Here is a 24,301-nt window from a genome sequence, read left to right as displayed (position 1 = left end):
GACCTGGATGCCATGAAGACCCTCTGCGACCTCGTCCTCGGACGGAAACGACTCGTGTGGGCGCTCGTCGTCCTCCTGCTGCTGGCCGGCGCCGGCGCGATCGCGCTGCTGGTCCCGGCGGCCGACGAGCGCAACGCCTATCCCGGGCTGCCCGCCTACGAGGCGAACCAGAAGATCATGCGGACCTACGGGAACGGCGGCCACGAGCGCCCGTTCGTCCCCGTCGTCACGTTCCCCGAGGGACGACGGGCCGACGCCCCCGGGACCCGGGAGGCCCTCGGCCGAGCGTTCGACCGGGCGGCCGGGGCGGTGCGGGGACGCGCCGCGTCGTACGCGAACACCGGCGACCCGGCCTTCCTTGGCGAGACCGGAAGGACGACGTTCGGCCTGGTCTTCGGCCCGCCGGCCGAGCAGGGCGGGCTGCCGGGCAGCGCCCTGGGCGAGGCCCCGGCCCTCGGCCCGCTGATCGCCGGCGCGATGCGGGCCGAACTGCCCGCGGGCGCGGAGGTCCGGGTGACCGGCCTGGACACCCTGGCGACCGGCGCGGACGCGGGCGGCCTCAACGTGCCGGCCAAGCTGCTGGTCACCGTCGGCGCGGCGATCGTCGTGCTGCTGTACGCCTTCCGGTCCGCGCTGGCGTTCGTGGCGCTGCTCACGGCGCTGGTCGCGGTGCCGGTGTCGTTCCTGGGGCTGCTGGCGGTCAGCCCGTTCATCGCCGTGCACGAGACGACGGTGATCACGTTGCCGCTGCTCGGCGTCGGCATCGCGATCGACTACGCGCTGATCCTGGTCACCCGGTGGCGCGAGGAGGAGGCCCGGGGCCTGCGCGGCGACGCGGCGGTACGGCGGGCCATGGCGACCTCCGGGCACGCCGTCCTCTTCTCGGCCGGCGCGGTGGCCCTCGGCCTGCTCACCATGGTGCTCCTCCCGATCCCGCTGCTCCGCAGCCTCGGCGTCGGCGGGATGATGGTCACCGCGGCGAGCGCCCTGGTCTCGCTGACCCTGCTGCCGCTCGTGCTCAGCGGGTCCGGCCGGCGCCTCGCCCGCAGGCGCGCGGCGGGCCGGCCGGTGCGGGGCGGGCCGGAGCGGGAGGCGGCCGCCGGGCGGTTCTGGAGCGCCGTCGCCCGGCGCGTGGTGCGCTTCCGGCTGCCCGTGGTGGTGGTCACCGGCGGCGTGCTGGCCGCCCTGGCGGTCACGGCCCTCGGCCTCAACCTGTCGGTGCCCACCACCGACCGGCTCGCGGCCTCCGGCCCGGGCCGCGCGGGGCTGACCGCGCTCACCGGCGCCGGCGTCCCCTCCGGCGTGCTGACGTCCTTCGACGTGTACGTGCCCCCGGGCGCCGACCCGGATGCGGTCGCGGGGTCGCTCCGCCGTACCGAAGGGGTGTTCGCGGTCGCGGCGCCCGGCGGGCCCGCGTGGCGCAGGGACGGCTCGGCGGTCCTGACGGTGCTCCCGCGTGAGGAGGGCGGCTCGCCCGCCGGGGAGGCCACCGTCGCCCGGGTGGCCGGGGAAGTGCCCGGAGGCGTCCTGGTGGGCGGCAACGTGACGCAGCAACTCGGCCACGCCGAGGCCGCCTACGGCGCGTTCCCCTGGATGCTGGGGGTGTTGTCCCTGGTCACCTTCGTGATGCTGGCGCGGGCCTTCCGCTCGCTGCTGCTCCCGCTCAAGGCGATCCTGCTGAACCTGCTCTCGCTCGGGGCCGTGCTCGGCGCGATGGTCGTCCTGTGGCAGTGGGGCTGGGGGACGGAGGCGCTGTTCGGGGTCGCGCCGGACGGCTCGATCGGCACGTTCGTCCCGATCACCCTCTTCGCCTTCCTGTACGGGCTGTCCATGGACTACGAGGTGTTCATCCTGGCCCGGATGCGGGAGGAGTACGACAGGACCGGGTCCACCGAGGCGGCGGTGATCGGCGGGGTGGGCAGGACCGGCCGCCTCGTCACCTGCGCCGCGCTGATCCTGTTCTGCTCCTTCGCCTCGATGGCCTCGGGCGGGGAACTGGACGTCACGATCTTCGCCTCCGGCGTCGCCCTCGGCGTACTGCTCGACGCGACGCTCATCCGCGGCCTCCTGGTGCCCGCCGCCGTGGCGATGATGGGCCGGTGGAACTGGTGGCTCCCGGCCCCGGCCGCCCGCCTCCTCCGCGTCCCGCCCTCCCCCCTCCGCGACCGCGCCGCCGGCCCCGCGGATCTCGCCGACCCCGCCGATCTCGCCGACCCCGCCGATCTCGCCGACCCCGCCGACCTCGCCGGCCCTGCCGGTCCCGCGCCGGAGCCCGGGGCGCCTCCCGCCGGAGCCGGAGCCGGGGCCGGGGTCACAGGACGCGGATGAGGAGGAGGCAGATGTCGTCCTCGGACTCCTCGGCGCCCAGGTCGCGGAGGAGGGTGTCGATGTCGCGTTCGGGGTCGTGGCCGTCGAGCGTGCCGGCGGCGCGCATGAGGTGGCGGACCCCGACCTCCAGGTCCTCGCCGCGGCGCTCCACGATCCCGTCGGTGTAGAGGATGATCATGTCGCCGGTCCGCAGCTCGGTCCTGGTCAGGGTGTACTCCACGTCCTCGAAGACGCCGAGCATCGTGCCCGGCTCGGTTTCGAGCAGGCTCGACTCGCCGTCCCTGACCAGGACCGGCGGCGGGTGCCCGCAGGAGGTCCACGCGAAGACGTGGTCGGCGGGGGAGTAGTGGCCGATGATCGCCGTGCCGGTGGCGGTGAACGACTGCGCGGTGTGGAAGGTCAGCTCGTTGAGCCAGGTGGCGAGCCGGTCGGAGGACGCGCCGGTGTACGCCAGGCCGGCCAGGCCCGCCTTCATCTGCGACATCAGCGTGGCGGCGGTCAGCCCGTGGCCCACCGCGTCGCCGATGGCCAGCAGCACGCGGTCGTCGGGCAGCGGGCGGGCCTTCCACCAGTCGCCGCCCAGCGGGGCGGGGTGCCCGGCGGGCAGGTAACGCACCCCCACCCGCAGCCCGGCGACGTCGATGACCCCGCGCCGCCGCGGCATGATCATGCTCTGCAGGCGGCCGGCGACGTTGTGCTCCTCCTCGGCGCGCTGCCGGTCCCGGGATGCCTGCTCGTGGGCGGAGGCCAGGGCGCGCTCGCGGCGGCGGCTGCGCGTCACGTCCTGGGCCAGGATGCGGGTGGCGATGGGCATGCTGCGCTGGTCGAGCACCGGCTCGATCACCACCCGCAGATGCCGGATGCCGTGCCGGTGCCGGATGCGGAACTCGGCGTCGGTGGCCTCGCGGTAGTCGAACAGGGTCCGGAGCTGCTCCTCCAGGATGGGCAGGTCCTCGGAGAGCACGAGCGAGGGCAGGTCCTCCAGCGGGGCGGGCCCGTCGAGGGGGTCGCGCTCGAAGATCTCGTACATCTGCCGCGTCCAGATCACCTGCCCGGAGTAGAACCCCCACTCGCCCCAGCCCAGTTCGGCGATGCGCTGCGCCCGGTCCCAGCCGGAGATCAGCCGCTGCTCGTCGTCGTGCGCGCGCCAGGTCATGAGCAGCCCGTCGCCCGCGGCGACGATGCGCATCGTGACCACCGAGGGCCACAGCCGGTCGTCGCGGGCCTCGATGTACTCGAACGGGCCCTCGGCGAACGTCCGCCCGCTCACGCACACCCGCTTGAAGACGTGGAACATGCCGGAGCCGGTGCTGCCCGGCCACAGTTCGAGCGCGCGCCGGCCGCGCATCTGGCCGGAGGTGCGCCCGGTGACGTCGCGGGCCCAGTCGTTGGTCTCGGCCACGAGGAAGTCCACGATCTCCCCCGCCTCGTCCCTGATGGGCAGCAGGTACGCGCCGGAGACCTGGATCGCCTCCAGGGCCCGGCACACCCAGTCCGGCACCTCCACCCGCTCCGGCGTCGGCACGCTCGCCGCGCGCTCGAAGTCCTCGCCGCCGTCCTCCCGGGAGCTCGGGGGCGGGCCCATCTCCTGGCGCAGCCGCTGTGCCTCGCGGCGGATGAGTTCGGCCAGCTCGATCGCCTTGGGTGACCGCAGATCGACGTTGATCGCCCTATCGCCTTTCCCTCGCGCCGGCGCCCGTCGGGTCAGGCGCCTTCCTGCCCGGTTAGTTGCCCGGCGGGGCCGCGCGTATAGGCCCCGGAGGCCGGGGTAGGGGATGCGCCCCGTGAAATTACGGCAACGCGCTTAATACCGCGTTAAAGGAGGATTCCGGCGTGACCGAGGACAAGGCCACGGGCGACGGCGGCCGGACGGCGAAGGACCGCCAGCTCGATGGGTACCGCGTGTCCCAGGAGGGCACGGCGCTCACCACCGACCAGGGCGTCCGCGTCGCGGACACCGACAACTCCCTCAGCGCCGGGGAACGCGGGCCGACGCTCCTGGAGGACTTCCACTTCCGCGAGAAGATCACCCACTTCGACCACGAGCGCATCCCCGAACGCGTCGTGCACGCGCGCGGGTCGGGCGCGCACGGTTACTTCCAGGTGTACGAGCCGCTGACCGACATCACCTGCGCGGACTTCCTCTCCGATCCCGCCCTGAAGACCCCGGTGTTCGTGCGCTTCTCCACGGTCCAGGGCTCGCGCGGCTCGGCCGACACCGTCCGCGACGTGCGCGGGTTCGCCACCAAGTTCTACACCCGGCAGGGGGTGTACGACCTGGTGGGCAACAACATGCCGGTGTTCCCGATCCAGGACGGGATCAAGTTCCCCGACTTCGTGCACGCGCTCAAGCCCGAGCCGCACAACGAGATCCCGCAGGCCCAGTCCGCGCACGACACGCTGTGGGACTTCGTGCAGCTCCAGCCCGAGACGCTGCACTTCATCATGTGGCTGATGTCCGACCGGGCCATCCCGCGCAGCTACCGCACCATGCAGGGCTTCGGGGTGCACACCTTCCGCTTCGTCAACGCCCGGGGCGAGGGCACGTTCGTGAAGTTCCACTGGAAGCCCCGGCTCGGCGTGCACTCGCTGGTCTGGGACGAGGTGCTGCGCCTGCAGGGCAACGACCCCGACTTCAACCGCCGAGACCTGTGGGAGACGATCGAGCGCGGCTCCACGCCGCCGGAGTGGGAGCTGGGCGTCCAGCTCGTGCCGGAGGAGAACGAGCACGACTTCGACTTCGACCTGCTCGACCCCACCAAGATCATCCCCGAGGAGGTCGTGCCGGTACGGCCCATCGGCAAGATGGTGCTCGACCGCAACCCGGAGAACTTCTTCGCCGAGACCGAGCAGGTGGCCTTCTGCACGGCCAACATCGTGCCCGGCATCGACTTCACCAACGACCCGCTGCTCCAGGCCCGGAACTTCTCCTACCTGGACACGCAACTCATCCGGCTCGGCGGGCCCAACTTCCCGCAGATCCCCATCAACCGCCCGGTCGCGCCCGTCCACAACGACCACCGCGACGCGTACCACCAGATGACCATCCACCGGTCGCGCACGAACTACGCGCCCAACTCCATCAGCGGCGGCTGCCCCGGCATCGGCTCGCACGGGGTCTTCCAGCACTACCAGGAGCGCGTGGACGGGCACAAGATACGCCGGCGCAGCCCCAGCTTCGGCGACCACTACAGCCAGGCCACCCTGTTCTGGAACAGCATGTCCGGCTGGGAGAAGGAGCACATCGTCGCGGCGTTCCAGTTCGAGCTGGCCCACGTCGAGCGGCGGTACATCAAGGAGCGGATGGTCGAGCACCTGGGCCTGATCCACCCGGACCTGGCCGGGCGCGTCGCCGCCGGGCTCGGCCTGCCCGCGCCCGCGGTCACCTCCGTGCACGACCGGAGCTCGCCCGCGCTGAGCCAGGCGCGCACCGCGTTCGACTCGATCGCCACCCGCAAGGTCGCGATCCTGGTCACCGACGACGTGGACGCCGCCCTGGTCACCGCCGTACGCCAGGGGCTCGAAGCGCGGGGCGCGATCTGCGAGGCGCTGGCCCCGCACGAGGGAGCGGTCGGCGAGCTCACCGCCGACCGGATGCTGACCTCGGCGGGCTCGGTCCTCTACGACGCCGTCTTCGCCGCCGGCGGCGACGCCCTCGCCGGGGTCGGCTACGCGGTGCACTTCGTCCGCGAGGCGTTCAAGCACGGCAAGGCGGTGGCCGCCGCGGGGGCGGGGCTGCGCCTCCTGGAGGCGGCGGCGCTGCCCGGGCCGCTGTCCGGCGTCGTCGAGGCCCCGGACGCGGACGAGGCGTTCGTCGGGGCCTTCGCCGACGCCATCAGGGCCCACCGCCACCACGACCGCGACACCGCCGCGGTGGCCGCCTGAACCTGCCGGCCCGCCCGCCGCGGCCGTACGGCTCTCGCCGCGGCGGGCGCGGGGGCGCGGGGGGCGCGGGGGGCGCGGGGAAGGGGCGGCGCGAGAGGGCGGGCCCGGGTGGATCGTCGGGGCTCGCGGGTAGCCTCGGGCCGTGGGCAGGAGGTGACGGTGGGCAGGCGGCAGAGCGTCCCGGTGGAGTTGCTGGCGTGCCTGCGCCGGGCGCGCGACCACATGGACCGGCACTACCGGGAGCCGCTGGACCTCGACGCGCTGGCGCGGGTGGCCGGCGTCTCGAAGTACCACTTCGCCCGCTGCTTCGAGGCGACGTACGGCGAGACGCCCATCCGCTACCTCACGCGCCGCCGCATCGAGCGCGCGCAGGACCTGCTGCGCGCTGCCAACCTCACGGTCACCGAGGTGTGCATGATGGTGGGCTTCTCCAGCCTCGGCTCGTTCTCCTCGCGGTTCTCCCAGCTCGTCGGGGAGAGCCCCGCCGTCTACCGCGACCGCTGGGCGGCCCGCGGCGGGGCGCGCGTCCCGGGCTGCTTCCTGTTCATGCGCAGCGTCTACGACCCCTCGGGCACCGCCGCGCCCCGCGCCGCCGTACCGGGCTCCGGCGGCCCGGGCGGCCCGGGAGGCTCCGACCGCTCCGGGAGCTCGGGCGGCTCCGGGGACTCCGACCGCTCCGGGGGCCCGGGTGGCCCGGGTGGCTCCGGGGGTTCCGACCGCTCCGGGGGTTCGGGCGGCTCACGCGATTCCGGTCTGCCGGGGGCACCGGCAGGCCCCGGCGGTTCCGGCCGGGAGGGCGGGCCCGCCGATCCGGGGGACCGGGGAGGGGCGGACGAGCCGGAGGAGACGGCTTCGCCGGGCGTGCCCGACTCGCCCGACGTGCCGGCGTCGCCCCGGGTGCCGGACTCGCCGGACGTGCCCACCTCCCCCGGCGCGCCGGACTCCCCGGACGTGCGCGACGGCGCGGCGGCGCGGCGCGGCACGTTGCGCAATTTGGGAGAAGCCCCAGGTCAGGGTGGGCGCGTACGCTCGGCCGTATGATCACGAACGTTTCACTCTGCACCGTTTACTGCCTCGACCAGGAGAAGGCCAAGGAGTTCTACACCGAGATCCTGGGCTTCGAGGTCCGCACCGACGTCACCATGGGCGAGGGGTACCGCTGGCTCGCGGTGGGACACCCGAGCCAGCCCGAGCTGGACATCACCCTGATGCTCCCGGGCCCGCCGCTCGACCCCGAGGCCGCGGACTTCTTCCGCAGGCAACTGGAGAAGGGGTCGCTCGGCGGCCTCGGCCTCCACGTGGACGACTGCCGCAAGACCTACGAGGAACTCAGCGCCAAGGGCGTGACGTTCATCCAGGAGCCCTCCGAGCGCCCGTACGGCGTCGAGGCGGTCATGCGCGACAACACCGGCAACTGGCTCGTCCTCGTCGAGCCCCGGGAGTACTCACCCGCCGACTTCGCCGAGTGAGCCCCCGCGCGAGCCGTACGGCGGAAGCGTGAGCCCCGCACGAGCCGTACGGGCGGAAGGTGGAAAAAAGGGGACGTGGAGTAGGAGAAGAACTACGCACCGCAGCGAAATTCCTAGTCATACCATGTATAAAGCGGCATAAACGTGATTCGGGTGTGACTTGGTAAACATTTAGGGCAAACCGGAAGTCCAGCGGAAAGTCGGGCGTTCCACCTTCGACGTTCCGTCAAGGTTAAGGATTTCCCGTGCGCTTCCCCGCGGCATCGCTGCGCGCCTTCCGCCATCGCAACTACCGGCTCTGGGCCGGGGCCGACATCGTCTCCGTTACCGGGACGTGGATGCAGGTCCTCGGTGTCAACTGGCTGATCCTGAAGGCCACGGGCTCGGCCACCAGCGTCGGCCTCAGCCTCGTGCTCACCGCCCTGCCGACGATGATCCTCGGCATGTGGGGCGGGTCGCTCGCCGACCGGCTGCCGTCCCGCCCCGTCGTGGTCGCCTCGCAGATCGCGCAGGCCGCGCTCGCCGCCACGCTGGCGATGATCGCCCTGAAGGACCCCGGCAACATCACGGCCGTGTACGGCGTCGCGCTGGCCGGCGGCGTGGTCACCGCGCTCGGCGGCCCGGCGCTGGGCCGGTTCGGGGCCGAGGTCGTCCCGCCGGAGGACCTGCCGAACGCCCTGTCGCTCGGCTCGGTGCTCAACTCCGCCGGGCGCATCCTCGGGATGAGCCTGGCCGGCGTGCTGATGCCGGTCGCGGGCATGCCGGGGCTGTTCATGATCAACGCGGTGAGCTTCTTCGCCGTCCTGGCCGCCCTGGCCATGATGCGCCGCTCCGAGATGTACGTCCTGGAGCGCGCCTCGGGCGAGAGCCGGGGCATCCGGGCCGGCGTGGCCTTCGTGCTGCGCACCCCGTGGCTGCTGACGATCTTCGGGCTGGCGCTCGTGCTCGGCAGCATGGGCCGCAACTACCAGGTCACGATGGCCTCGATGAGCGCCGGGCCGCTGGCCGCCGGCGCGGGCGGGTACGCCCTGCTGTCCACGGTCTTCGCCGTCGGCACCGTGATCGGCGGGATCGCCGCCGCCGGGCGTCCCCAGCTCACCATGCGGCTCCTGCTGGCCACCGCGATCGTCACCAGCCTCGCCCAGGCCTTCAGCGGCGTGATGCCGGTGCTGAGCCTGTTCGCCATGGTCATGCTGCCGATCGCCGCGGGCGGCGTGGTGATCGACACCACGATCGGCTCCCGCATCCAGCTCGACACGCCCGAGAAGATGCGCGGGCGCATCCTGGCCGTCAACGGCATCGTCGGCGCGGCCGCGGGCGCGATCGGCGGCCCCGTGCTCGGCTGGATGTGCGACAACCTGGGCCCGCGCAACGCCCTGGAGATCTCCGGCCTGATCACCGCCGGGGCGGCCCTGCTCGCCGCCGTGGCCCTGGCCCGGATCAACGGCGTGTCGGTCGCCGGCCTGCTCGGCCTGCCCTCCCTCCCGGTCCGCCGCGTCGCCGCCGCGGTCGAGGAGATCTGACACCGCGCCGCCGCCGTACGGCGTGAGCCCCGCCGCGCCGTACGCGAACCGGCCCCGTCCCTCGCTCCGAGGGGCGGGGGCCGGGGCGTTTTCGGCTGATTTGTTTCGCTCGGCTCCCCGGGGACACGAATAGCCCGTGCGCAACAGGGAAGATGAACATAGGCTGAGTCGATACGGTCAGAGGGGTGTCACGCGCCTCGGGCCGGCAGGAACCAGCGGCCCACCCTCTGACTGACACGACGATGCCCCAGGTACAACACCCGCGCCGACCCGACGGCCATGGGAGATTGTTGCTCGAAGCGGTCTTCACCCTCGGCGATCTCGTGCTGGTCCGCGGTTTCGTGAGCGAGCAGGCCGCGCGCGCCGGCCTGACCGGCCTGCGCCTGAAGGACTTCGTGCTCGCCGTCCACGAGCTCATGGCCAACGCGATCCTGCACGGGGGCGGCGGCGGCCGGGTGTCGCTGCGCCGCCACGACGGGCGGCTCCTGTGCACCGTCTCCGACCAGGGGCCCGGCCTGGGCGACCGCACCCTCCCCTCCGAGCAGCCCGGCCTGGACAGCTCGCGCGGCGGCCGGGGCCTGTGGCTCGTCCGGCAGATCGGCGACGAGGTCGACGTCACCACCGGGCCCGCGGGGACCTCGATCACGATCAGCATGGTCCTGATCTGAATCTCACTCTTTGCATCGCTCCGCTTACACTCACCGCGGCCGAGTGTCTAGACTCGACCCACGCCCATCGTCCCGGCCGAGCACCCCCGCGGGTGCGCAGACGCTCACGAGCGCCAGTGGAGGGACCGTGCCATCCACCTTCGCGGACCTACGTCTGGGCGACCACGTGTGCCATCCCTTCATCAGCGACGACGAGCGGCTGGCGGCGACCGTGGAGATCGCGGCGGACGCCCTGCGCCGCGGCCGCCGCGTCATGGTCTGCGCTGAGTCGCTCACCCCGCAGGTCACCAGCGCCTGGCTGCACGCCCGCGTCCCCGGATACGCCGAGGCCGCCGAGCGGGGGCAGGTCGAGGTGCTGCCCTGCGCCGAGGTGCAGCTCGCCGGGGGAACGTTCGACCCCGCGCGGGTGCGCGAGGCGTTCGCCGGGGTGGTCGCCGACACGACGGCCCGGGGCTATCCCGGCCTCCAGGTGATCACCGACATGGCGTGGGCGCTGCGGCAGCCGTACGCCCTGGACGCGCTGCCCGCCTTCGAGGCGTCGATCAACGACCTGTTCGCCGACGGGCGGCTGTCGGCGGTGTGCCAGTACGACCGGCGGCTGTACGACGGCGACCTCTTCCACCGGGTGTGCTCCGCCCACCCCGTCACCCCCGGCCAGGCCCTGCTGCGGTTCGCGCGCGCGACCGGCTCGCCCGGGCTCGTGCTGGAGGGCGAGGCCGACGTCACCAACCGCGACGCCCTGGCCGCGCTGCTCGCGTCGCTGCTGCCCTCCGACGGGCACGTGCTCATCGACGCCACCGGGCTCGAGTTCGCCGACGTGGGCAGCGCCCGCCTGTTCGCCCGCTTCGCCGCCCAGCGCGGGGACCGGCCCACCACCCTGCTCGGCTCCCAGTCGCTCACACACCTGCTGCGCCTGCTCGGCGCCCACGACCTGGTCCGCCTCCAGCCCGCCGAGGACCGCCGCGCGGCGTTCCGCGTGCGCCCGCTGCGCGACCCGCCCGGCCTGCGCCTGGAGGGCGACGTGGACGACTCCACCGCCCCGGTGCTGTCGCGCGCCCTGACCGACGCCGCCACCCGCGAGCCCGGCGACGTCCACGCCGACCTCAGCGGCGTCCGCTTCATCAGCCTGGGCGGCATCCGCGCCCTCGTCTCGGCCGCCCAGGGCCTCGGCGGCGACCGCGCCCTCGTCCTCGGCCCCGTCCCCGGCCACGTCCGCGAGCTCATCGAGATCACCGGCTGGTCCACCACCCCCGGCCTCCGCCTCCCCGGCCCCCCGCCCTCCGGCCCCCTCTGACCCCCCTCTGACCCCCTCCGGCCTTGTCCGGCCGTTTCCGCGCCCCCAGGCGGCCCGCCCGCCTCCGGCAATCGCTCCCGCGGCCTCGCCGTGATCCTGCGGTTCCGCGCCGGCCCCGGCACAGCCGAGACGCTTGGGCGGGGTGGGCGGGGTGGGCGGGGTGGGCGGGGTGGGCGGGGCGCGGACTCGCAGGATCACGGCGGGGATCGGGCGCGGGGGATCGGGTGCCGGGGATCGGGGCGGGGTCCGGGGGCGGGAGGCCGGCGCGGCGGGCCGGCGGCGGGCCTGGGGCGCCGGCCGTACGGGGGTCAGTATTCGTAGACCTCGACGCGGGTGGGGGAGTCGTGCCACATGGCGATGACGGCGGAGCCGCGGGGGCCGTTGACGAGGTCCACGCGGAACCAGCCCTTGTTGCGCCAGGTCTTGACCTGGTAGCCGGGGTTGGGGGTGGCGGAGACCAGGCGGGCGGAACGGGGACCGAGGGCGAGGGCCACCCGGCCACCGCGGACGGTGTAGCTGCGCACGTCGGTCTGGGCCGGGGGCGTCGCCCGGGGCCTGGGGGAACGGGTGGGGGTGGGCGCCGGGCGGGGGGCGCGCGGGGCGGCGGTGCGGGACGGCGCCGGCGACCGCGGGGCGGGGGAGGCGAGGGTCGTCTCGCTGACGGCCAGGGGCGGGCGCTCCCCGCGGGGGACCACGGTGACCACGCCGGGGTCGTCGAAGACCGCGCCGTGCAGGACCTCGCGGACGCCGAGCCACGAAACGCCGGAGGCGAGTACGGCCGCGCCGAGCCATGCCGCGGCATACCCGATCGCCCGTCGCATGCGTTGAATTATGGGGGATGCCGTACCTTTCGGTGCCATGGCGACGGTTCTCGTGGTGGAAGACGACGACATCGTGCGCGCGGCGGTGATCCAGGGGCTCACGCGCCTGCGGCACGCGGTCCGCAGCGCCGGGTGCGCGCTGGACGCCCTGCGCGAGGTGGCGCAGTCGCCGCCGGACGTCGTGATCCTCGACCTCGGCCTGCCCGACCTCGACGGGGCGGAGGCCCTGAAGATGATGCGCGGCCTCGGCGACGTGCCGATCATCGTGGCCACCGCCAGGGACGAGGAGGCCGAGATCGTGCGCCTGCTCCACGCGGGCGCCGACGACTACCTGGTCAAGCCGTTCTCCGCCGACCACCTCAACGCCCGCCTGGAAGCCGTGCTGCGCCGCGCCCGCGGCACGGCCGCCCGGCCCGCGGTGCTGCGCGTCGGCGGGCTCCAGGTCGCCCCCGAGCGCCGGGAGGCGCTGCTCGACGGGCGGCCGCTGGAACTGACCCGGCGGGAGTTCGACCTGCTGGCCTACCTCGCCGCGCGCGCCGGGCAGGTGGTGAGCCGCCGTGAGCTGATCAGCGAGGTGTGGCGGCAGGCGTACGGCGGCGACCAGACCATCGACGTGCACCTGTCGTGGCTGCGCCGCAAGCTGGGGGAGACCGCGTCCAGCCCCCGCTACCTGCACACCGTGCGCGGGGTCGGCGTCAAGCTCGTCGCGCCATGAGGCGCACCCTCGCGCTCGTCTCCTTCGCGGTGACCGCGCTGGTCGCGCTGGCCTTCCTGATCCCCCTGTCGATCACGGTCAAGGAGATCGCCAAGGACCGCGCGATCTCCGGCGCCGAACGCCAGGCCGCCGCGCTCATCCCCGCCCTGGCGATCACCACCGACCGGCCCGCCCTGGTCAAGGCCATCGCCAGCACCCAGGCGGGCGCCGCCGGGCGGCTCGCCGTACACCTGCCGGAGGGGCCGCCGCTGGGCCGTCCGCACGCCGCCCCGGACCTGGTGGCCGAGTCCGTACGGCTGACGCGGGCCCTGGCCGCGCCCACGGCCGACGGATACGCGCTGCTGCGGCCGGTCGCGCTCGACGGGGGCCGGGTCGCGGTGGTCGAGGTGTACCTGCCGGAGGGGGACCTGAGCCGGGGCGTGCGGCACGCCTGGGCCGTCCTGGCCGGCGTGGCGGTCGTGCTCGTGCTGGCCTCGGTGTTCGCCGCCGACCGGCTGGCCTCGCGCGTGGTGGGCGCCTCGCGGCGGCTGGCGGCGGCGGCGGGGGCGCTGGGCGCGGGGGACCTCCGCGTGCGCATCGAGCCGGAGGGGCCGCCGGAGCTGGTGGCGGCGGGCCGGTCGTTCAACGCGATGGCCGACCGGGTCGTCCAGCTCCTGGACGCGGAACGGGAGCTTGCCGCCGACCTGTCGCACCGGCTGCGCACCCCGCTGACCGCGCTGCGGCTCGAACTCGGCCAGCTCGGGCCGGCCGCGGAGCGGAGCAGGCTCGCGGTGGACCGGCTGGAGCACGAGGTGGACGAGATCATCGCGCAGACGCGGCGGCCGTCCCGCGACCAGGGGACGAGCTGCGACGCGGCGGCGGTGCTGCGGGACCGCCTGGAGTTCTGGGCGGCGCTGGCCGAGGACCAGGGCCGGCCCTGGGAGCTGATCGGGGCGGACGGCGGGCCGCTGGAGGTGCCCGTGTCCGCGGCGGACCTGACGGCGGTGGTGGACGCCCTGCTGGGCAACGTGTTCCGGCACACGCCGGAGGGGGTCGCGTTCACGGTCACGCTGCACCGGGGGCAGGAGGTCGCCGGGATCCTGGTGGCCGACGCCGGGCCCGGGATCCCGGACCCGGACGCGGCGCTGCGGAGGGGAGGCAGCGGGGCCGGCGGCACCGGCCTGGGCCTGGACATCGCCCGGCGCCTGGCCGAGTCGGCGGACGGGTCGCTGCGCGTCGACCGGTCCTCGCTCGGGGGCGCGCGGGTCCAGCTCTGGCTCCGGCTGGGACCACGGGCCGGCGGCCCGGCGAAGCGCGCGGGCAGGAGGCTCCTGCCCCGGCGCCGCCGGGCCGCCGGCGTCAGTTGAACTCGCCCCAGACGTGGTTGGAGCGGACCTTCGACCGGAAGATGAAGTAGTACTTCCCGCCGCTCAGGTCGTAGCTGAACTCACGGCGCTGGTGGTTGCAGGGCACCACGATCAGGGAGCCGATCGGCGGATCGGGCCGCCAGGGCCGGTCCCGGTAGAGCTGGGCGGTGATCTGCGCGCCCGGGCAGGTGGCCGTCATGTGGCCGCTGTGCTTCCCGGCGCCGACGTCCCAGCGCGGTGACTCGCCGCTGCCGTTGAACCACTGGTCGAACCCGTGGGCGTACGCCGCGGTCGCGGTGAACATGATCGCGGCCGAGGCGCCCGCGATGACGGCGGCTGCGGAGCGTCGTTTCATTACGCGTTCCTCCTCTTGATGGGGTCTGTGGGCCTTTCCAGTGAATTCGCGGGAATCCGCGGCTGGGCACCGGAATTACGCCCTGGAGTGGGACCCATCCTGCTGCCGTCACGCATCCGGGTTGCATAAACGGCGCACAATCGACGGGGTGGTACCCCCTTCCTAACCTGGGGTTCCACGGGTTATCCAGGAAGCATGGCCACATCGAACGCCTCCGGGCCGCACACCTCGCACCTGTCCGGAAGCCGTTTTCCCCAAGCCGAGTCGTCCGTGCGGTTCGGTCTTTTGGGCCCCCTCGATCTGACCGTCCGGGGAATGCCGGTCCCGCTGGGCTCGGGACGGCAGCGGGCCGTCCTGGCGACGCTGGCCCTGCGCGCGGGGCGGGTCGTGCCGGCCGCCGAGCTCGTGGAGTCGGTCTGGGGTGATGACGCGCCCCCCTCGGCGGCGGCGAACCTGCGGGGCTACGTGACGGCGCTGCGCCGCGCGCTGGGCCGGGCGGGTGAGACCGAGCCCCGGCTGCTCGCCAGGCCCGGGGGTTACCTGCTGCGGGCCCGCCCCGAGGAGGTGGACCTGCTCGTCTTCGAACGGCTGGCCGCCCACGGCCGTACGGCGCTGCGCGCCCGTGACTACGGCACCGCCGTCGCCCGCCTCCGCCGCGCGCTGTCGTGCTGGCGGGGGCGGGCGCTCGCGGACGTCCCGCTGGGCCCTCGCCTGGACACCGAGACCGTCCGGCTGGAGGAGTCGCGGCTCGCGGTGGTCGAGCACTGCCTGGAGGCCAGGCTGGCCCTGGGCGACCACGCGGCGGCCGTCCCCGAGCTGCGCGGCCTGGTCGCCGCCCACCCCCTGCGCGAGCGCCTGTGGTTCCACCTCATGCTCGCGCTGTACCGCTCGGGGCGGCAGGCGGACGCCCTGGCCGCGTACACCCGCCTGCGCGCCCACCTCGCCGAGGACCTCGGCCTCGCGCCCAGCCCCGAGCTGCGCCGCCTCGAACACGCCATCCTGCGCGCCGACCCCGCCCTGGACCTCCGCTCCACCCCGTCCGCCCACCGCCCGCGCTGCCTGCGCCCCCGCCCCCGGCCCCGCCCGCGCCCCCGCTGAGCCGTACGGCGGAGCGGCCGGGACGGCCGGCGGACCGGCCGGAGCGCGGCGGCCAGGGGACAGGGGGCCAGCAGGCCGGGAGACTCAGCAGGCGGGGAGACTCAGCAGGCGGGGAGACCCAGCAGGCGGGGAGACCCAGCAGGCCGGGAGATGAGGAACGGGAGCCGGGACGGCGGGCGCGGGGGTCAGGAGCGGCGGGCCCGGGAGCGGCGGAGGCGGGAGACGACGAAGCGGACGAGCAGGAGGACGATGACGGCGATCACGGCCCAGGTGAACCAGTCGGCGTACCGCGAGACGCGCTCCCACTGGGTGCCCAGGCCGTAGCCGAGCAGGACGAACGTGGTGTTCCACAGGAGGCTGCCCAGCGTCGTCAGCAGGCAGAACCGGGTCACCGGCATGCGCTCGGTGCCCGCGGGGATGGAGATCAGGCTGCGGACCACGGGGGCGAGCCGCCCGAAGAACACCGCCTTGCCGCCGTACCTCCGGAACCAGTTCTCGGCCTTGTCCAGGTCCTCCACGTCCACCAGCGGCAGCCGGTCGAGGACGCGCTCGGCCCGGTCGTGCCCCACCAGGCGCCCCAGGCCGTACAGGATGAGCGCGCCCACGAGCGACCCGGCCGTGGCCCAGGCGATCACCGGGATCAGGCCCAGGCGGCCCTGGCTCGCGGTGAACCCCGCGAGCGGCAGCACGACCTCGCTCGGGATCGGCGGGAACACGTTCTCCAGCGCGACCAGCAGCCCCACGCCCGGAGCCCCGAGCGACTCCATGACGCTCGACGCCCATCCGGCGAGACCTCCGGGATCCTGGGCCCCGTTCTCCAGCAGCACGCGCGCCTCCCCAGCCGGTTCGGACACAGGGCCTTCCCCGGCAGGGCCGGATGATTCATCGCCGGGGCGGGGAGGGCTCCTCCATCGCCCGCAGCCGCAGGCGCTCGGGGTTCACGATCATCGCGTGGATCACGCCGCCGACCCACGTGGCCAGCACGAACCCGACCGCGGCGTCGGAGAGCCAGTGGTCCTCGGGCGTGTTCGCGACGGCGGCGAATCCCGTGACGGCAAGCACGAGGTAGACCCCGCCCCACACGAGCCAGGCCCGCCTGCGGGCCCGCGCCCCGATGTAGAGGAAGGACACCCAGGTGAACATCCCGAGGAGGAGCACGGGCAGCATCCAGAGGCTGTGCGCGAGCTTCCACCCGGCGGGCAGGCCCGCCGTCGGGTTCCCGCCCGGGTACGGCCGCCCGTAGGCAGTGCCGGGCCCGAGGGGCCCGCTCCCGTACGCCGGGGGAGGCGTGGGCGCGGCGCCGTACGGCGGGCCGGTGGGCGGCACGCCGTACGGCACGGCCGGGGTGGGCGGCGTGACGCCGGGCCCGGGCGGAACGGAGCCCGCGCCGGGCGGAACCGAGCCGGCCCCGGGCGGCGTGACGCCCGCTCCGGGAGGCGTCACGCCGGCTCCAGGCGGCGTGACGCCCGCTCCGGGAGGGGTGATCCCGGCGCCGGGCGGGGTCGGCCCCGCGCCGGGCGGGACGGGCCGGCCGCCGGGCCCCCGCGGCGGGGTGACGTGGCCCGTGCGCTGGACGCCGGAGGGCGGGTACGGCCCACCGGCGTACGGCCCGGGGGCGGCGGGCCGGCCGGGCGGGCGCGGCGGCGTGTACCCGGGACCCGTGAGGCCGGACGGCCTCGGCGCACCGGGCCGCGCGCCGGGCCCCCCGGGAGCGGCGGGACCGGCCGGACCGCCCGGTCCCGCCGGGCGGGGCGGGGCCGGGGCGGTCACCTCGGGGAGGGTGGTGACGGCGGGGGCGGGGCCGAGGCGCGGCTCGAACGGGAGCCGGATGCCCGCGAGCGGCGGCGCGGACGTGATGTGCGGCACGAGGCGGCGGTAGACCTCGGCCGCGCCGCTCGGCCGCCGCCGCGGGTCCTTGGCCAGCAGGTGCAGGACCAGCTCCTCCAGGTCCGCCGGGATCGTCGGATCGCTCCAGCGCAGCCTCGGGGGCGGCTTCTCCATGTGCTGGTAGGCCATCGCGTGGTGGGAGCCCTCGAACACCGGACGGCCGGTGAGCATCTCGTGGATCACGCAGCCGAGGGCGTACAGGTCGGTGCGGGCCGTCGGGTCCTCGGCGCGGAGCTGTTCGGGCGACATGTAGGCCGGGGTGCCCACGCTCTCCCCCGTGCGGGTGATCCGGGAGGCGTCCAGGACCGCGGCGACGCCGAAGTCCAGCACCTTCACCGCGCCGTCGAAGGCCAGCATGATGTTCTGCGGCTTGAGGTCGCGGTGGATGAGCGACTGCCGGTGGGCGGCGTCGAGCACCTCGCACACGCGCGCGGCGATGGCGGCGGCCCACGGCACCGGCAGCGGCCCGTGCTCGGCGATGAGGCGGCCCAGGGTGTGCCCCTCGACCAGCTCCATGACCAGGTAGAGCGAGCCCTCGAACGCGCCCGCGTCGTGCACCGCGGGGACCCCGGTGTGCCGCAGCCCGGCCGTCACCGACGCCTCCCTGCGGAACCTGCGGGCCAGGTCGTCGGCGCGGTCGGGCCGGGCCGCGAACCCGTCGTCGCGCATCAGCTTGATCGCCACGGAGCGGTCGAGCAGCGTGTCGTAGGCCTTCCAGACCTGTCCCATCCCGCCCCTGCCGAGCGGGCTGACCAGTTCGTAGCGGCCCGCGATGACCGACTGATCCACCACTGCGCCCCATCCGCCTTCCGAGAGGCCACAAGTGTGACGGATCGGCGCGGCAAACCGAAACCGAACGGGGCGTATCCGCGGCTCCGGGGTACGGCGGCGCGGGCTCAGTTCTCGACGCTGGTGGCCCCGTGGGGCGCGCCGACGGGCTTGGACTCGGGGGAGCCGCGCTGGCGCAGGAAGACCGCCAGCGACACCATCGACGCCACGGCCAGGAACTCCGACTGCCAGTTCTGCAGCGTCCGGTTCCAGAACTCGGCCGAGCCGACGTACTGCGCCCACGTCACCGGATCCTCGAACGCCCCGAGCTGCTCGGCGTTGTACGCCGACAGGCCGGCGACGGACTGCCCCAGCCACGACAGCAGGAACAGGACGCCCATGACCAGGCCGAGGGAGTTGGACAGCAGCCAGCGCCGGATGCCGCCGGCCCGCGCCCAGCGGGGCGACCCGGCCCGCGCGAACGCCCCGACCATCGCGTCCTTGTCGGACCCGGCGCCCTCCTCGCCCGGCTGCTTCGACTCCGGCGACCCCTTCTGCACCAGCCAGACGGTGACCACGATGAACAGGAAGAACTGGAGGTACTCCGACTGCCAGTTCTCCGCGACGTCCACGGCGAAGTCGCCGGAGGTGACGTAGGCGAGCAGCGAGACCGGCGCCGCCCCCTCGGCCACCAGGTCGTGGTTGAGCCGGGCCATGCCCGTCACCGCCTGCCCCGCCAGCGCGAGCAGGAAGATCAGCAGGAAGAACAGCGTCAGCGCGTTCTCCCGGACGAAACGTCTCATCGTGCCTCCCCGATCAGTTCCCGGCCGGGCCCGGCCCTCGGGGCCCCGCGGCCCTCCCGGATCGGGTCCGGCCCGCTCAAAAGCGCCCGCTCATCGGTGCAGCAGCCCGATGACCAGCACGAAGGCCAGTCCCGCAGCGATCAGTGCGAGCGTCAGGGTGAATGTTGCGCGCATCTCAGGCCTCCACCTCGCAGTCGTACGGCTCGGCCGGGCGCGGCTCGCAGCCGGCGGCGGTGACGCGCCAGCCGGACGCGAAGCGCGTGAGGAAGAGCGTGTCGCCCGCCGTGCGGACCTGGGCCGCGCGACCCCAGACCCGCACCTCCCGGACGTCGCCGCCCGCCAGGTCCAGCCGGAGGATCTCCTCCCGGCAGACCGCGCCACCGGTCTCCAGTCCCTCGGCGGCGCGGGGGGCGAGCAGGGCGCAGGCGGCGTTCCCGTCGCGCCGCGCGAGCGCGTCGTGCAGGGCCCGGGCGGCGTCCGCCGCCTCGGCGTCGCGGGCGGATCCGGCGCACCCGGAGAGCCCCGTCACCGCGATGAGCAGGGCCGCGACCACCATCCCGGTCCGCAACCGGGTCCACTCGGTCAACAACCGCATCATGCACGGCCCTTACCCAAAGAAACCGCGACAATTACCCAAAGAGACGACTACGGACCGGCGTCGCAGGTCGGCGGAGCGTCAGGCGCGGGCCGTGTTCCGGCATTCCTCTCATCGCGCGGTTTAGTTGTTCAGGATGTCAAATATCGTCGGATGCGCGAGGATCGGGCACAGCCGAAGCATCAAGAGGAACACCAGGACGGCCATGCACCCGAACTCCACGACCCCCGGAACCGGCACGCCCGGCACCCCGCCCCCCGGCGCGCAGCCGTCCGCCCACCCCCACGAACCCGCTCCCGCCCCAGCCGAGGCGGCGCCGTACGGCGGGCCGCTGCCCAAGCGGGAGAGCAAGCTGCCGCCGCCCGACGGCACGGCGGCCCCCGGCGTGGTCCCCGCGCGTCCCGGTCCGCCGGGCCCTCCCGGTCCGCCGGGGCCTCCCGGTCAGCCGGCCGGCCCCGGCCCGCTCCCGCCGCCGGGTCCGCCCGGCGGGGAGGGCCCCGCGCTTCCCCCGCACCAGCCCCAGCCCGGGCCGCCGCCCCAGCCGCCCGCGCCCCACGGCCCCCAGCCGCCGTATGAGCCGCCCCGGCAGCCTCCGCGGGGGACGCGCCCGCAACCGCCGCACCCGGCCCCGCAGCAGCCGCCCCAGCCGCTTCAGCCGTCTCAGCCGCTTCAGCCGTCGCAGGCGCCCCGGCCGCCGCAGGGCCCGCCGGCGTCGGCGAACGCGGGCGTGCCCGGCCACCCCGAGCACGTGGGCGTGCCCAGCCCGCCCGAGCACGGGGCGACCGGCGAGCACGAGATCCCGCTGGAGGAGCGGACCCCGGTGGACCCGATCGAGCGGTTCATCGGCTACCTCGACCGGATCGAGTGGGCGCCCCAGGCCGTACGGCTGCGCCGGCTGTCCTACGACCTGCTGGCGGAGGGCCCGGCGGGGCTCACGCTGGACGCGGGCAGCGGCGGCGGGTGCGCGGTGGCCGAGCTGACCGAGCAGGGGCAGCAGGCCGTGGGCATCGACGTGGCCGAGCGCATGATCGAGATCGCGCGACGGCGGTTCCCGCACTGCGAGTACCGCATCGCGGCGGTGGAGGGCCTGCCGTACGACGACCACACGCTGGCCCGGTACCGGGCCGAGGGCGTCTACCAGCACCTGGCCAACCCCGAGGTCGCGCTGGCGGAGGCGCGGCGCGCGCTGGTCCCCGGCGGGCGGATCGTGCTGCTGGACCAGGACCACGACATGTGGGGGCTGGACGCCGACGACGTGCAGCTCACCCGCGTGATCACCCGGGGGTACACCGGGGCGATCGCGCAGCCGTGGATCGGGCGGCGCTACCGCGACCTGCTGACCAGGGCCGGGTTCGTCAACGTGGCGGTGGACATCCACCCGATGGTCTACACCGACATCGAGCACACCGGCGCGATGCTGCCCCGCCTGGCCGAGGCGGCGGTCAAGCGCGGCGCGATCCGCCCGGCCCAGGCCAAGGCGTGGCTCGCCGAGCAGGAGGAACGGGACGTGGACGGCCGCTTCTACCTGGTCATGCCCATGTTCGTGGCCTCCGCCAACACCCCGACCACCCCCTGACCCCACCCCCGCCCCAGCCCCCGGCCCCTTCACCGGGTCGCCGTGCCGGGTTCCCTTCATGCCGAGCATGGAGGTCAGCGAGCCGGCCAGGTCGAACCGGCTCCCGTTCACCGGGGCCCCTTCACCGGGCCGCGGACCGCCCCGGCGCCTGTCCCTCGTCGTGATCATGCGGTTTCGCGCACACGTTGTGATCAGAACCGCATGATCACGGCGAGGGGAGGGGCCGCCGGGGCGGGAATGCGGGGTGCGCGCCGGGGGTGGAAGGCGCGACGGCCGCCCGCGAGTGGTCCGCGGGCGGCCGTCGCCGGTTCGGCGGGGGTCTACTCCAGGACGAAGGTGACCATCATGTTCACCTTGTAGCCCGTGATCTTCCCGTCCGGGCTGAGCTCGACCTCCTGCTCCTTGATCCAGGCCGACTGGAGGCCCCGCAGCGTCTCGGAGGCGCGGGCGACCCCGGTCTTCACGGCGTCCTCGAAGCTGATCTCGGACACCGCGCTGATCTCGGTGACCCTGGCTACGGACGACATGGCACTCCCTTCCAGGGGGTTGCGGAGTTTGCGGAGCCCTTTACCCGTATTTACCGGGAATATCGCCGAATGTTCTGGCAATGCCGAGTAGTCCCCGCCCAGCCCGTACGTCTCGGACGCCCGCGGCCCGCCGTACGGCACGGCGGTCTCGCCGCGCGATGGGCGGCGGAGGGTCGGGGATGACCGATAGATCCCCGTATCGGGGGTATGGCGACTGATCAGGATGTGACGAGGGAGGCCGACGATGACCGAGCACGACCCCCGGTCCCGGCAGGAGGACGAGGGAATCCCGGACCTGCAGGACAGCAGCCCCGAGCGCATGTGGTCGGTGGACCCGCAGGAGCAGCCGATCCCGGGCGAGCGCCCGGCCGGCGTGGAGGAGTTCGGCACGACCGACGAGGAGCAGGCCCAGGGCGAGTCGCTGGACCGCAGGCTGTCGCGCGAGGAGCCCGAGGCGGAGTACGCCGGGAGCGTGCGGGAGACGGCGGGGCGGCTGGTTGAGCCCGACGAGGGCGTGCACCTCGACACCGAGCCCGACGCGATCGCCGAGGACGTGGGCGGCGACTTCGGCGGCTACACCGCCGAGGAGGACGCGATGCGCGTCTACCGGCCCGAGTAGGCGCCGGGCGCGGGGCCCGCGCGGCCCGGCGACCGGACGGGCCCGCCGGCCCGGTGGCCCGCGCGCCGCTCTTCCGCCACCATCGTCCCCATGCCGTACGCACTGGGGGCGATGTCGTGAACGCACTCTCCGAGCCCGAACGCGCCCTGTGGGCCGCCTTCCCCCACGGCGGCCTCGTCGACCTCCAGGGGACCGGGCAGGAGGTGCGGGCGGAGTTCGTCAGCGAACTCCTGCTCGGCGGGCGCACCCCCGCCGCCGGCCGCGTGCCCGCCGTGCGGGTGCTCGGGGCGCGGGTCACGGGCCCGCTGGACGTGTCGTACGCCCAGCTCAACGCGCCGGTGCTGATGCGCGGGTGCGAGTTCGACGAGGCCCCGGTGTTCCTGGAGGCGAGCACCAAGGCGATCGACCTCAGCGGCAGCCGCCTGCCCGGCCTGGACGCCCGCGGCGTCCGCACGGACGGGGGCCTGGTGCTCTCCGATTGCCGGTTCGCGGGCCCGCTGATCCTGCGCGGGGCCCGGATCGGCGGCTCGCTCTACCTCGACGAGACCGAGATCGGCTCGTCCGGCGAGGACCCGGTCAACGCGTCCAACATCGCCGTCGACGGGGACCTGGCCGCCCGGGGCCTGTCGGTGGAGGGGCGGATCCGGTTCTACAACGCGCGGGTGTCCGGCCGGGTGATCCTCAACGGGGCGCGGCTGGTCCACCCCGGCAGCGTCGCGCTCGGGCTGGGCGGCGCGGTCGTGGAGGGCGGCGTGTTCTGCTCGCGCGGCTTCCATGTGGAGGGCGAGATGCGGCTGCCGGGCGCGCGCCTGAGCGGCAACCTCACGATCCAGGACGCCACCCTGGCCAACCCCGGGGGCCTGACGCTCAACCTGGAGCGCGCCACGATCGCCAACGTCGAGGCCCACCTCGTCTCGGAGGGGGAGATCCGCCTCGTGGGCCTGCAGGTGCAGGGCCGCGTCGATCTGAACGGCACCAGGGCGGGCGGCGGCGCCACCGGGCGCGCGATCAACGGCGACGGCATGGTCGTCGGGGACGCGCTCATGCTCAACCACGTGCGGGCCGAGGGCGAGGTACGGCTGCGCACGGCGCGGGTCGGGGGCCGTGTGCTGATGTTCGGGGGGAGGTTCGAGAACCCCGGGGGCATCGCCGTGCGCGCCTCACGGATCGAGGTCGGGTCGGACTGGTTCGCCGACCAGGCGGTGTTCCACGGCGAGCTGCGCATCTCGGGGGCGCGGATCGGGCGGCTGACGATGTCCGGGGCGCGGCTGGTCAACCCGGCGGGGCCGGCGCTGCGGGCGCCCTCGCTCACGGCCGAGGAGATCGAGTTCCAGCCGGCCGAGCGCCCCGAGGGCGAGGTGAACCTGCGGCACGCCAAGCTGTCGGTGCTGCGCGACCGGCCGGAGACCTGGCCGGAGACGCTGGAGGCCGGCGGGCTCGTCTACGAGACGCTGGAGCCGGTGCTGCCCGCCCGCGACCGCCTGCGCTGGCTGGCCCGCGGGCCGTTCGCGGCGCAGCCGTACGAGCAGCTCGCGGCGACCTACACCCGGATCGGGCACCACCTGGACGCGCGGCGGGTGCTGTACGCCAAGGAACGGCGGCAGCGGAGCACGCTCGGGCCGCTGGGACGGGCCTGGAACGTGCTGCAGGAGGTCACCGTGGGGTACGGCTTCCAGCCCTGGCGGGCGGCGCTGTGGCTGGTGGTCCTGCTCAGCGTGGGGACGGGGGTGTACGCGGCGAACGAGCCGCAGGCGCTGAAGGAGAACGAGGCGCCGCACTTCAACCCGCTCATCTACACGCTGGACCTGCTGCTGCCCATCGTGGACCTGGGGCAGGAGCGGGCGTTCAACCCGGAGGGGGCGTTCCAGTGGTTCGCGTTCGGGCTGGTGGCGGCCGGGTGGCTGCTCGCCACCACCATCGCCGCCGGGGTGGCCCGCACGCTGTCGCGCCGCTGAGCGGCCGGCCCCCGCTGAATGCCAGGGCCTCGCGGGAAAGCCCGGGGCCCGGCAGGCCGCGGATTCCAG

Annotated in this window: 21 protein-coding genes; 13 read left to right on the top strand and 8 right to left on the bottom strand. The window is 74.5% G+C overall.

What is annotated here, in order from left to right; all coding sequences use genetic code 11:
• Positions 1 to 12: 12 nt before the first annotated feature.
• On the top strand, positions 13 to 2,328 hold the full coding sequence (locus D5H75_RS18775) for an MMPL family transporter (RefSeq protein ID WP_119927768.1): 2,316 nt from the start codon (positions 13 to 15) through the stop codon (positions 2,326 to 2,328).
• Here D5H75_RS18775 and D5H75_RS18770 read toward each other — a convergent pair.
• Positions 2,312 to 3,913, bottom strand: coding sequence for a PP2C family protein-serine/threonine phosphatase (locus tag D5H75_RS18770; protein WP_119927767.1), 1,602 nt, complete (start codon positions 3,911 to 3,913; stop codon positions 2,312 to 2,314). The genes D5H75_RS18775 and D5H75_RS18770 overlap by 17 nt on opposite strands.
• Before the next feature lie 248 nt (positions 3,914 to 4,161).
• On the opposite strand from D5H75_RS18770, the gene D5H75_RS18765 reads away from it, so the two are divergent.
• The 6 genes from D5H75_RS18765 to D5H75_RS18740 all read left to right on the top strand — a co-directional run bounded on the left by D5H75_RS18765 (position 4,162) and on the right by D5H75_RS18740 (position 11,167).
• Positions 4,162 to 6,213 (top strand): catalase, encoded by a 2,052-nt coding sequence (locus tag D5H75_RS18765; RefSeq protein WP_119927766.1) that lies wholly within the window; start codon positions 4,162 to 4,164, stop codon positions 6,211 to 6,213.
• Positions 6,214 to 6,372: 159 nt separating this feature from the next.
• Positions 6,373 to 7,254 (top strand): helix-turn-helix transcriptional regulator, encoded by an 882-nt coding sequence (locus tag D5H75_RS44525; RefSeq protein WP_340137768.1) that lies wholly within the window; start codon positions 6,373 to 6,375, stop codon positions 7,252 to 7,254.
• Positions 7,251 to 7,682, top strand: a complete 432-nt coding sequence (locus D5H75_RS18755; protein ID WP_119927765.1) for a VOC family protein — start codon at positions 7,251 to 7,253, stop codon at positions 7,680 to 7,682. The genes D5H75_RS44525 and D5H75_RS18755 overlap by 4 nt, the downstream gene beginning before the upstream one ends.
• Positions 7,683 to 7,927: 245 nt before the next feature.
• Entirely contained in the window at positions 7,928 to 9,205 is a 1,278-nt protein-coding gene (locus D5H75_RS18750) for an MFS transporter (RefSeq protein ID WP_202638289.1), read from the top strand.
• 290 nt (positions 9,206 to 9,495) lie between these two features.
• Entirely contained in the window at positions 9,496 to 9,873 is a 378-nt protein-coding gene (locus D5H75_RS18745; RefSeq protein WP_202638288.1) for an ATP-binding protein, read from the top strand.
• A 127-nt stretch (positions 9,874 to 10,000) separates the two neighbouring features.
• On the top strand, positions 10,001 to 11,167 hold the full coding sequence (locus tag D5H75_RS18740) for an MEDS domain-containing protein (protein ID WP_202638287.1): 1,167 nt from the start codon (positions 10,001 to 10,003) through the stop codon (positions 11,165 to 11,167).
• Between the two features lie 308 nt (positions 11,168 to 11,475).
• On the opposite strand, the gene D5H75_RS44155 is transcribed toward D5H75_RS18740, so the two are convergent.
• On the bottom strand, positions 11,476 to 11,988 hold the full coding sequence (locus D5H75_RS44155) for a hypothetical protein (RefSeq protein ID WP_202638286.1): 513 nt from the start codon (positions 11,986 to 11,988) through the stop codon (positions 11,476 to 11,478).
• Between the two features lie 37 nt (positions 11,989 to 12,025).
• On the opposite strand from D5H75_RS44155, the gene D5H75_RS18730 reads away from it, so the two are divergent.
• Both D5H75_RS18730 and D5H75_RS18725 read left to right on the top strand, forming a co-directional pair.
• A complete protein-coding gene (locus D5H75_RS18730) occupies positions 12,026 to 12,703 on the top strand; it encodes a response regulator transcription factor (RefSeq protein ID WP_119927761.1) in 678 nt (225 codons plus the stop codon).
• Positions 12,700 to 14,049 carry a sensor histidine kinase gene (locus tag D5H75_RS18725; protein WP_119927760.1) on the top strand — a complete coding sequence of 450 codons (1,350 nt, stop codon included), beginning with the start codon at positions 12,700 to 12,702 and terminating at the stop codon, positions 14,047 to 14,049. Before D5H75_RS18730 ends, D5H75_RS18725 begins: the two co-directional genes overlap by 4 nt.
• On the opposite strand, the gene D5H75_RS18720 is transcribed toward D5H75_RS18725, so the two are convergent.
• Entirely contained in the window at positions 14,042 to 14,404 is a 363-nt protein-coding gene (locus tag D5H75_RS18720; protein ID WP_119927759.1) for a hypothetical protein, read from the bottom strand. The two genes, D5H75_RS18725 and D5H75_RS18720, sit on opposite strands and share 8 nt — an antisense overlap.
• A gap of 315 nt (positions 14,405 to 14,719) precedes the next feature.
• On the opposite strand from D5H75_RS18720, the gene D5H75_RS18715 reads away from it, so the two are divergent.
• A complete protein-coding gene (locus D5H75_RS18715; RefSeq protein WP_202638285.1) occupies positions 14,720 to 15,502 on the top strand; it encodes an AfsR/SARP family transcriptional regulator in 783 nt (260 codons plus the stop codon).
• A 185-nt stretch (positions 15,503 to 15,687) separates the two neighbouring features.
• Here the strand turns inward: D5H75_RS18715 and D5H75_RS18710 are convergent, their stop codons facing one another.
• The 4 genes from D5H75_RS18710 to D5H75_RS18695 form a co-directional block, all read right to left on the bottom strand.
• Positions 15,688 to 16,356 (bottom strand): DedA family protein, encoded by a 669-nt coding sequence (locus D5H75_RS18710; protein WP_242454350.1) that lies wholly within the window; start codon positions 16,354 to 16,356, stop codon positions 15,688 to 15,690.
• A gap of 28 nt (positions 16,357 to 16,384) precedes the next feature.
• Positions 16,385 to 18,178: a serine/threonine-protein kinase gene (locus D5H75_RS18705; RefSeq protein ID WP_147425207.1), complete on the bottom strand. Its 1,794-nt coding sequence runs from the start codon at positions 18,176 to 18,178 to the stop codon at positions 16,385 to 16,387.
• A gap of 107 nt (positions 18,179 to 18,285) precedes the next feature.
• The gene (locus D5H75_RS18700; protein WP_119927756.1) at positions 18,286 to 18,960 is read right to left on the bottom strand and encodes a DUF6766 family protein; all 675 of its coding nucleotides are present in this window, start codon (positions 18,958 to 18,960) and stop codon (positions 18,286 to 18,288) included.
• A gap of 175 nt (positions 18,961 to 19,135) precedes the next feature.
• Positions 19,136 to 19,546, bottom strand: coding sequence for a hypothetical protein (locus D5H75_RS18695; RefSeq protein ID WP_206781961.1), 411 nt, complete (start codon positions 19,544 to 19,546; stop codon positions 19,136 to 19,138).
• A 736-nt stretch (positions 19,547 to 20,282) separates the two neighbouring features.
• Here D5H75_RS18695 and D5H75_RS18685 point away from each other — a divergent pair.
• Positions 20,283 to 21,131, top strand: coding sequence for a methyltransferase domain-containing protein (locus D5H75_RS18685; RefSeq protein WP_119927754.1), 849 nt, complete (start codon positions 20,283 to 20,285; stop codon positions 21,129 to 21,131).
• A 320-nt stretch (positions 21,132 to 21,451) separates the two neighbouring features.
• On the opposite strand, the gene D5H75_RS18680 is transcribed toward D5H75_RS18685, so the two are convergent.
• Positions 21,452 to 21,658, bottom strand: coding sequence for a dodecin family protein (locus D5H75_RS18680; RefSeq protein WP_119927753.1), 207 nt, complete (start codon positions 21,656 to 21,658; stop codon positions 21,452 to 21,454).
• A 244-nt stretch (positions 21,659 to 21,902) separates the two neighbouring features.
• Between D5H75_RS18680 and D5H75_RS18675 the strand changes: the two genes are divergently transcribed.
• Entirely contained in the window at positions 21,903 to 22,277 is a 375-nt protein-coding gene (locus tag D5H75_RS18675; RefSeq protein WP_119927752.1) for a DUF5709 domain-containing protein, read from the top strand.
• 116 nt (positions 22,278 to 22,393) lie between these two features.
• Positions 22,394 to 24,232 carry a hypothetical protein gene (locus D5H75_RS18670; protein WP_119927751.1) on the top strand — a complete coding sequence of 613 codons (1,839 nt, stop codon included), beginning with the start codon at positions 22,394 to 22,396 and terminating at the stop codon, positions 24,230 to 24,232.
• Positions 24,233 to 24,301 lie beyond the last annotated feature (69 nt).

The organism is Bailinhaonella thermotolerans (assembly GCF_003594875.1).
Classification (GTDB): Bacteria; Actinomycetota; Actinomycetes; order Streptosporangiales; family Streptosporangiaceae; genus Bailinhaonella; species Bailinhaonella thermotolerans.
Note: the sequence above shows the minus strand (reverse complement) of the source record. Positions and strands in the feature narration are given on the sequence as shown.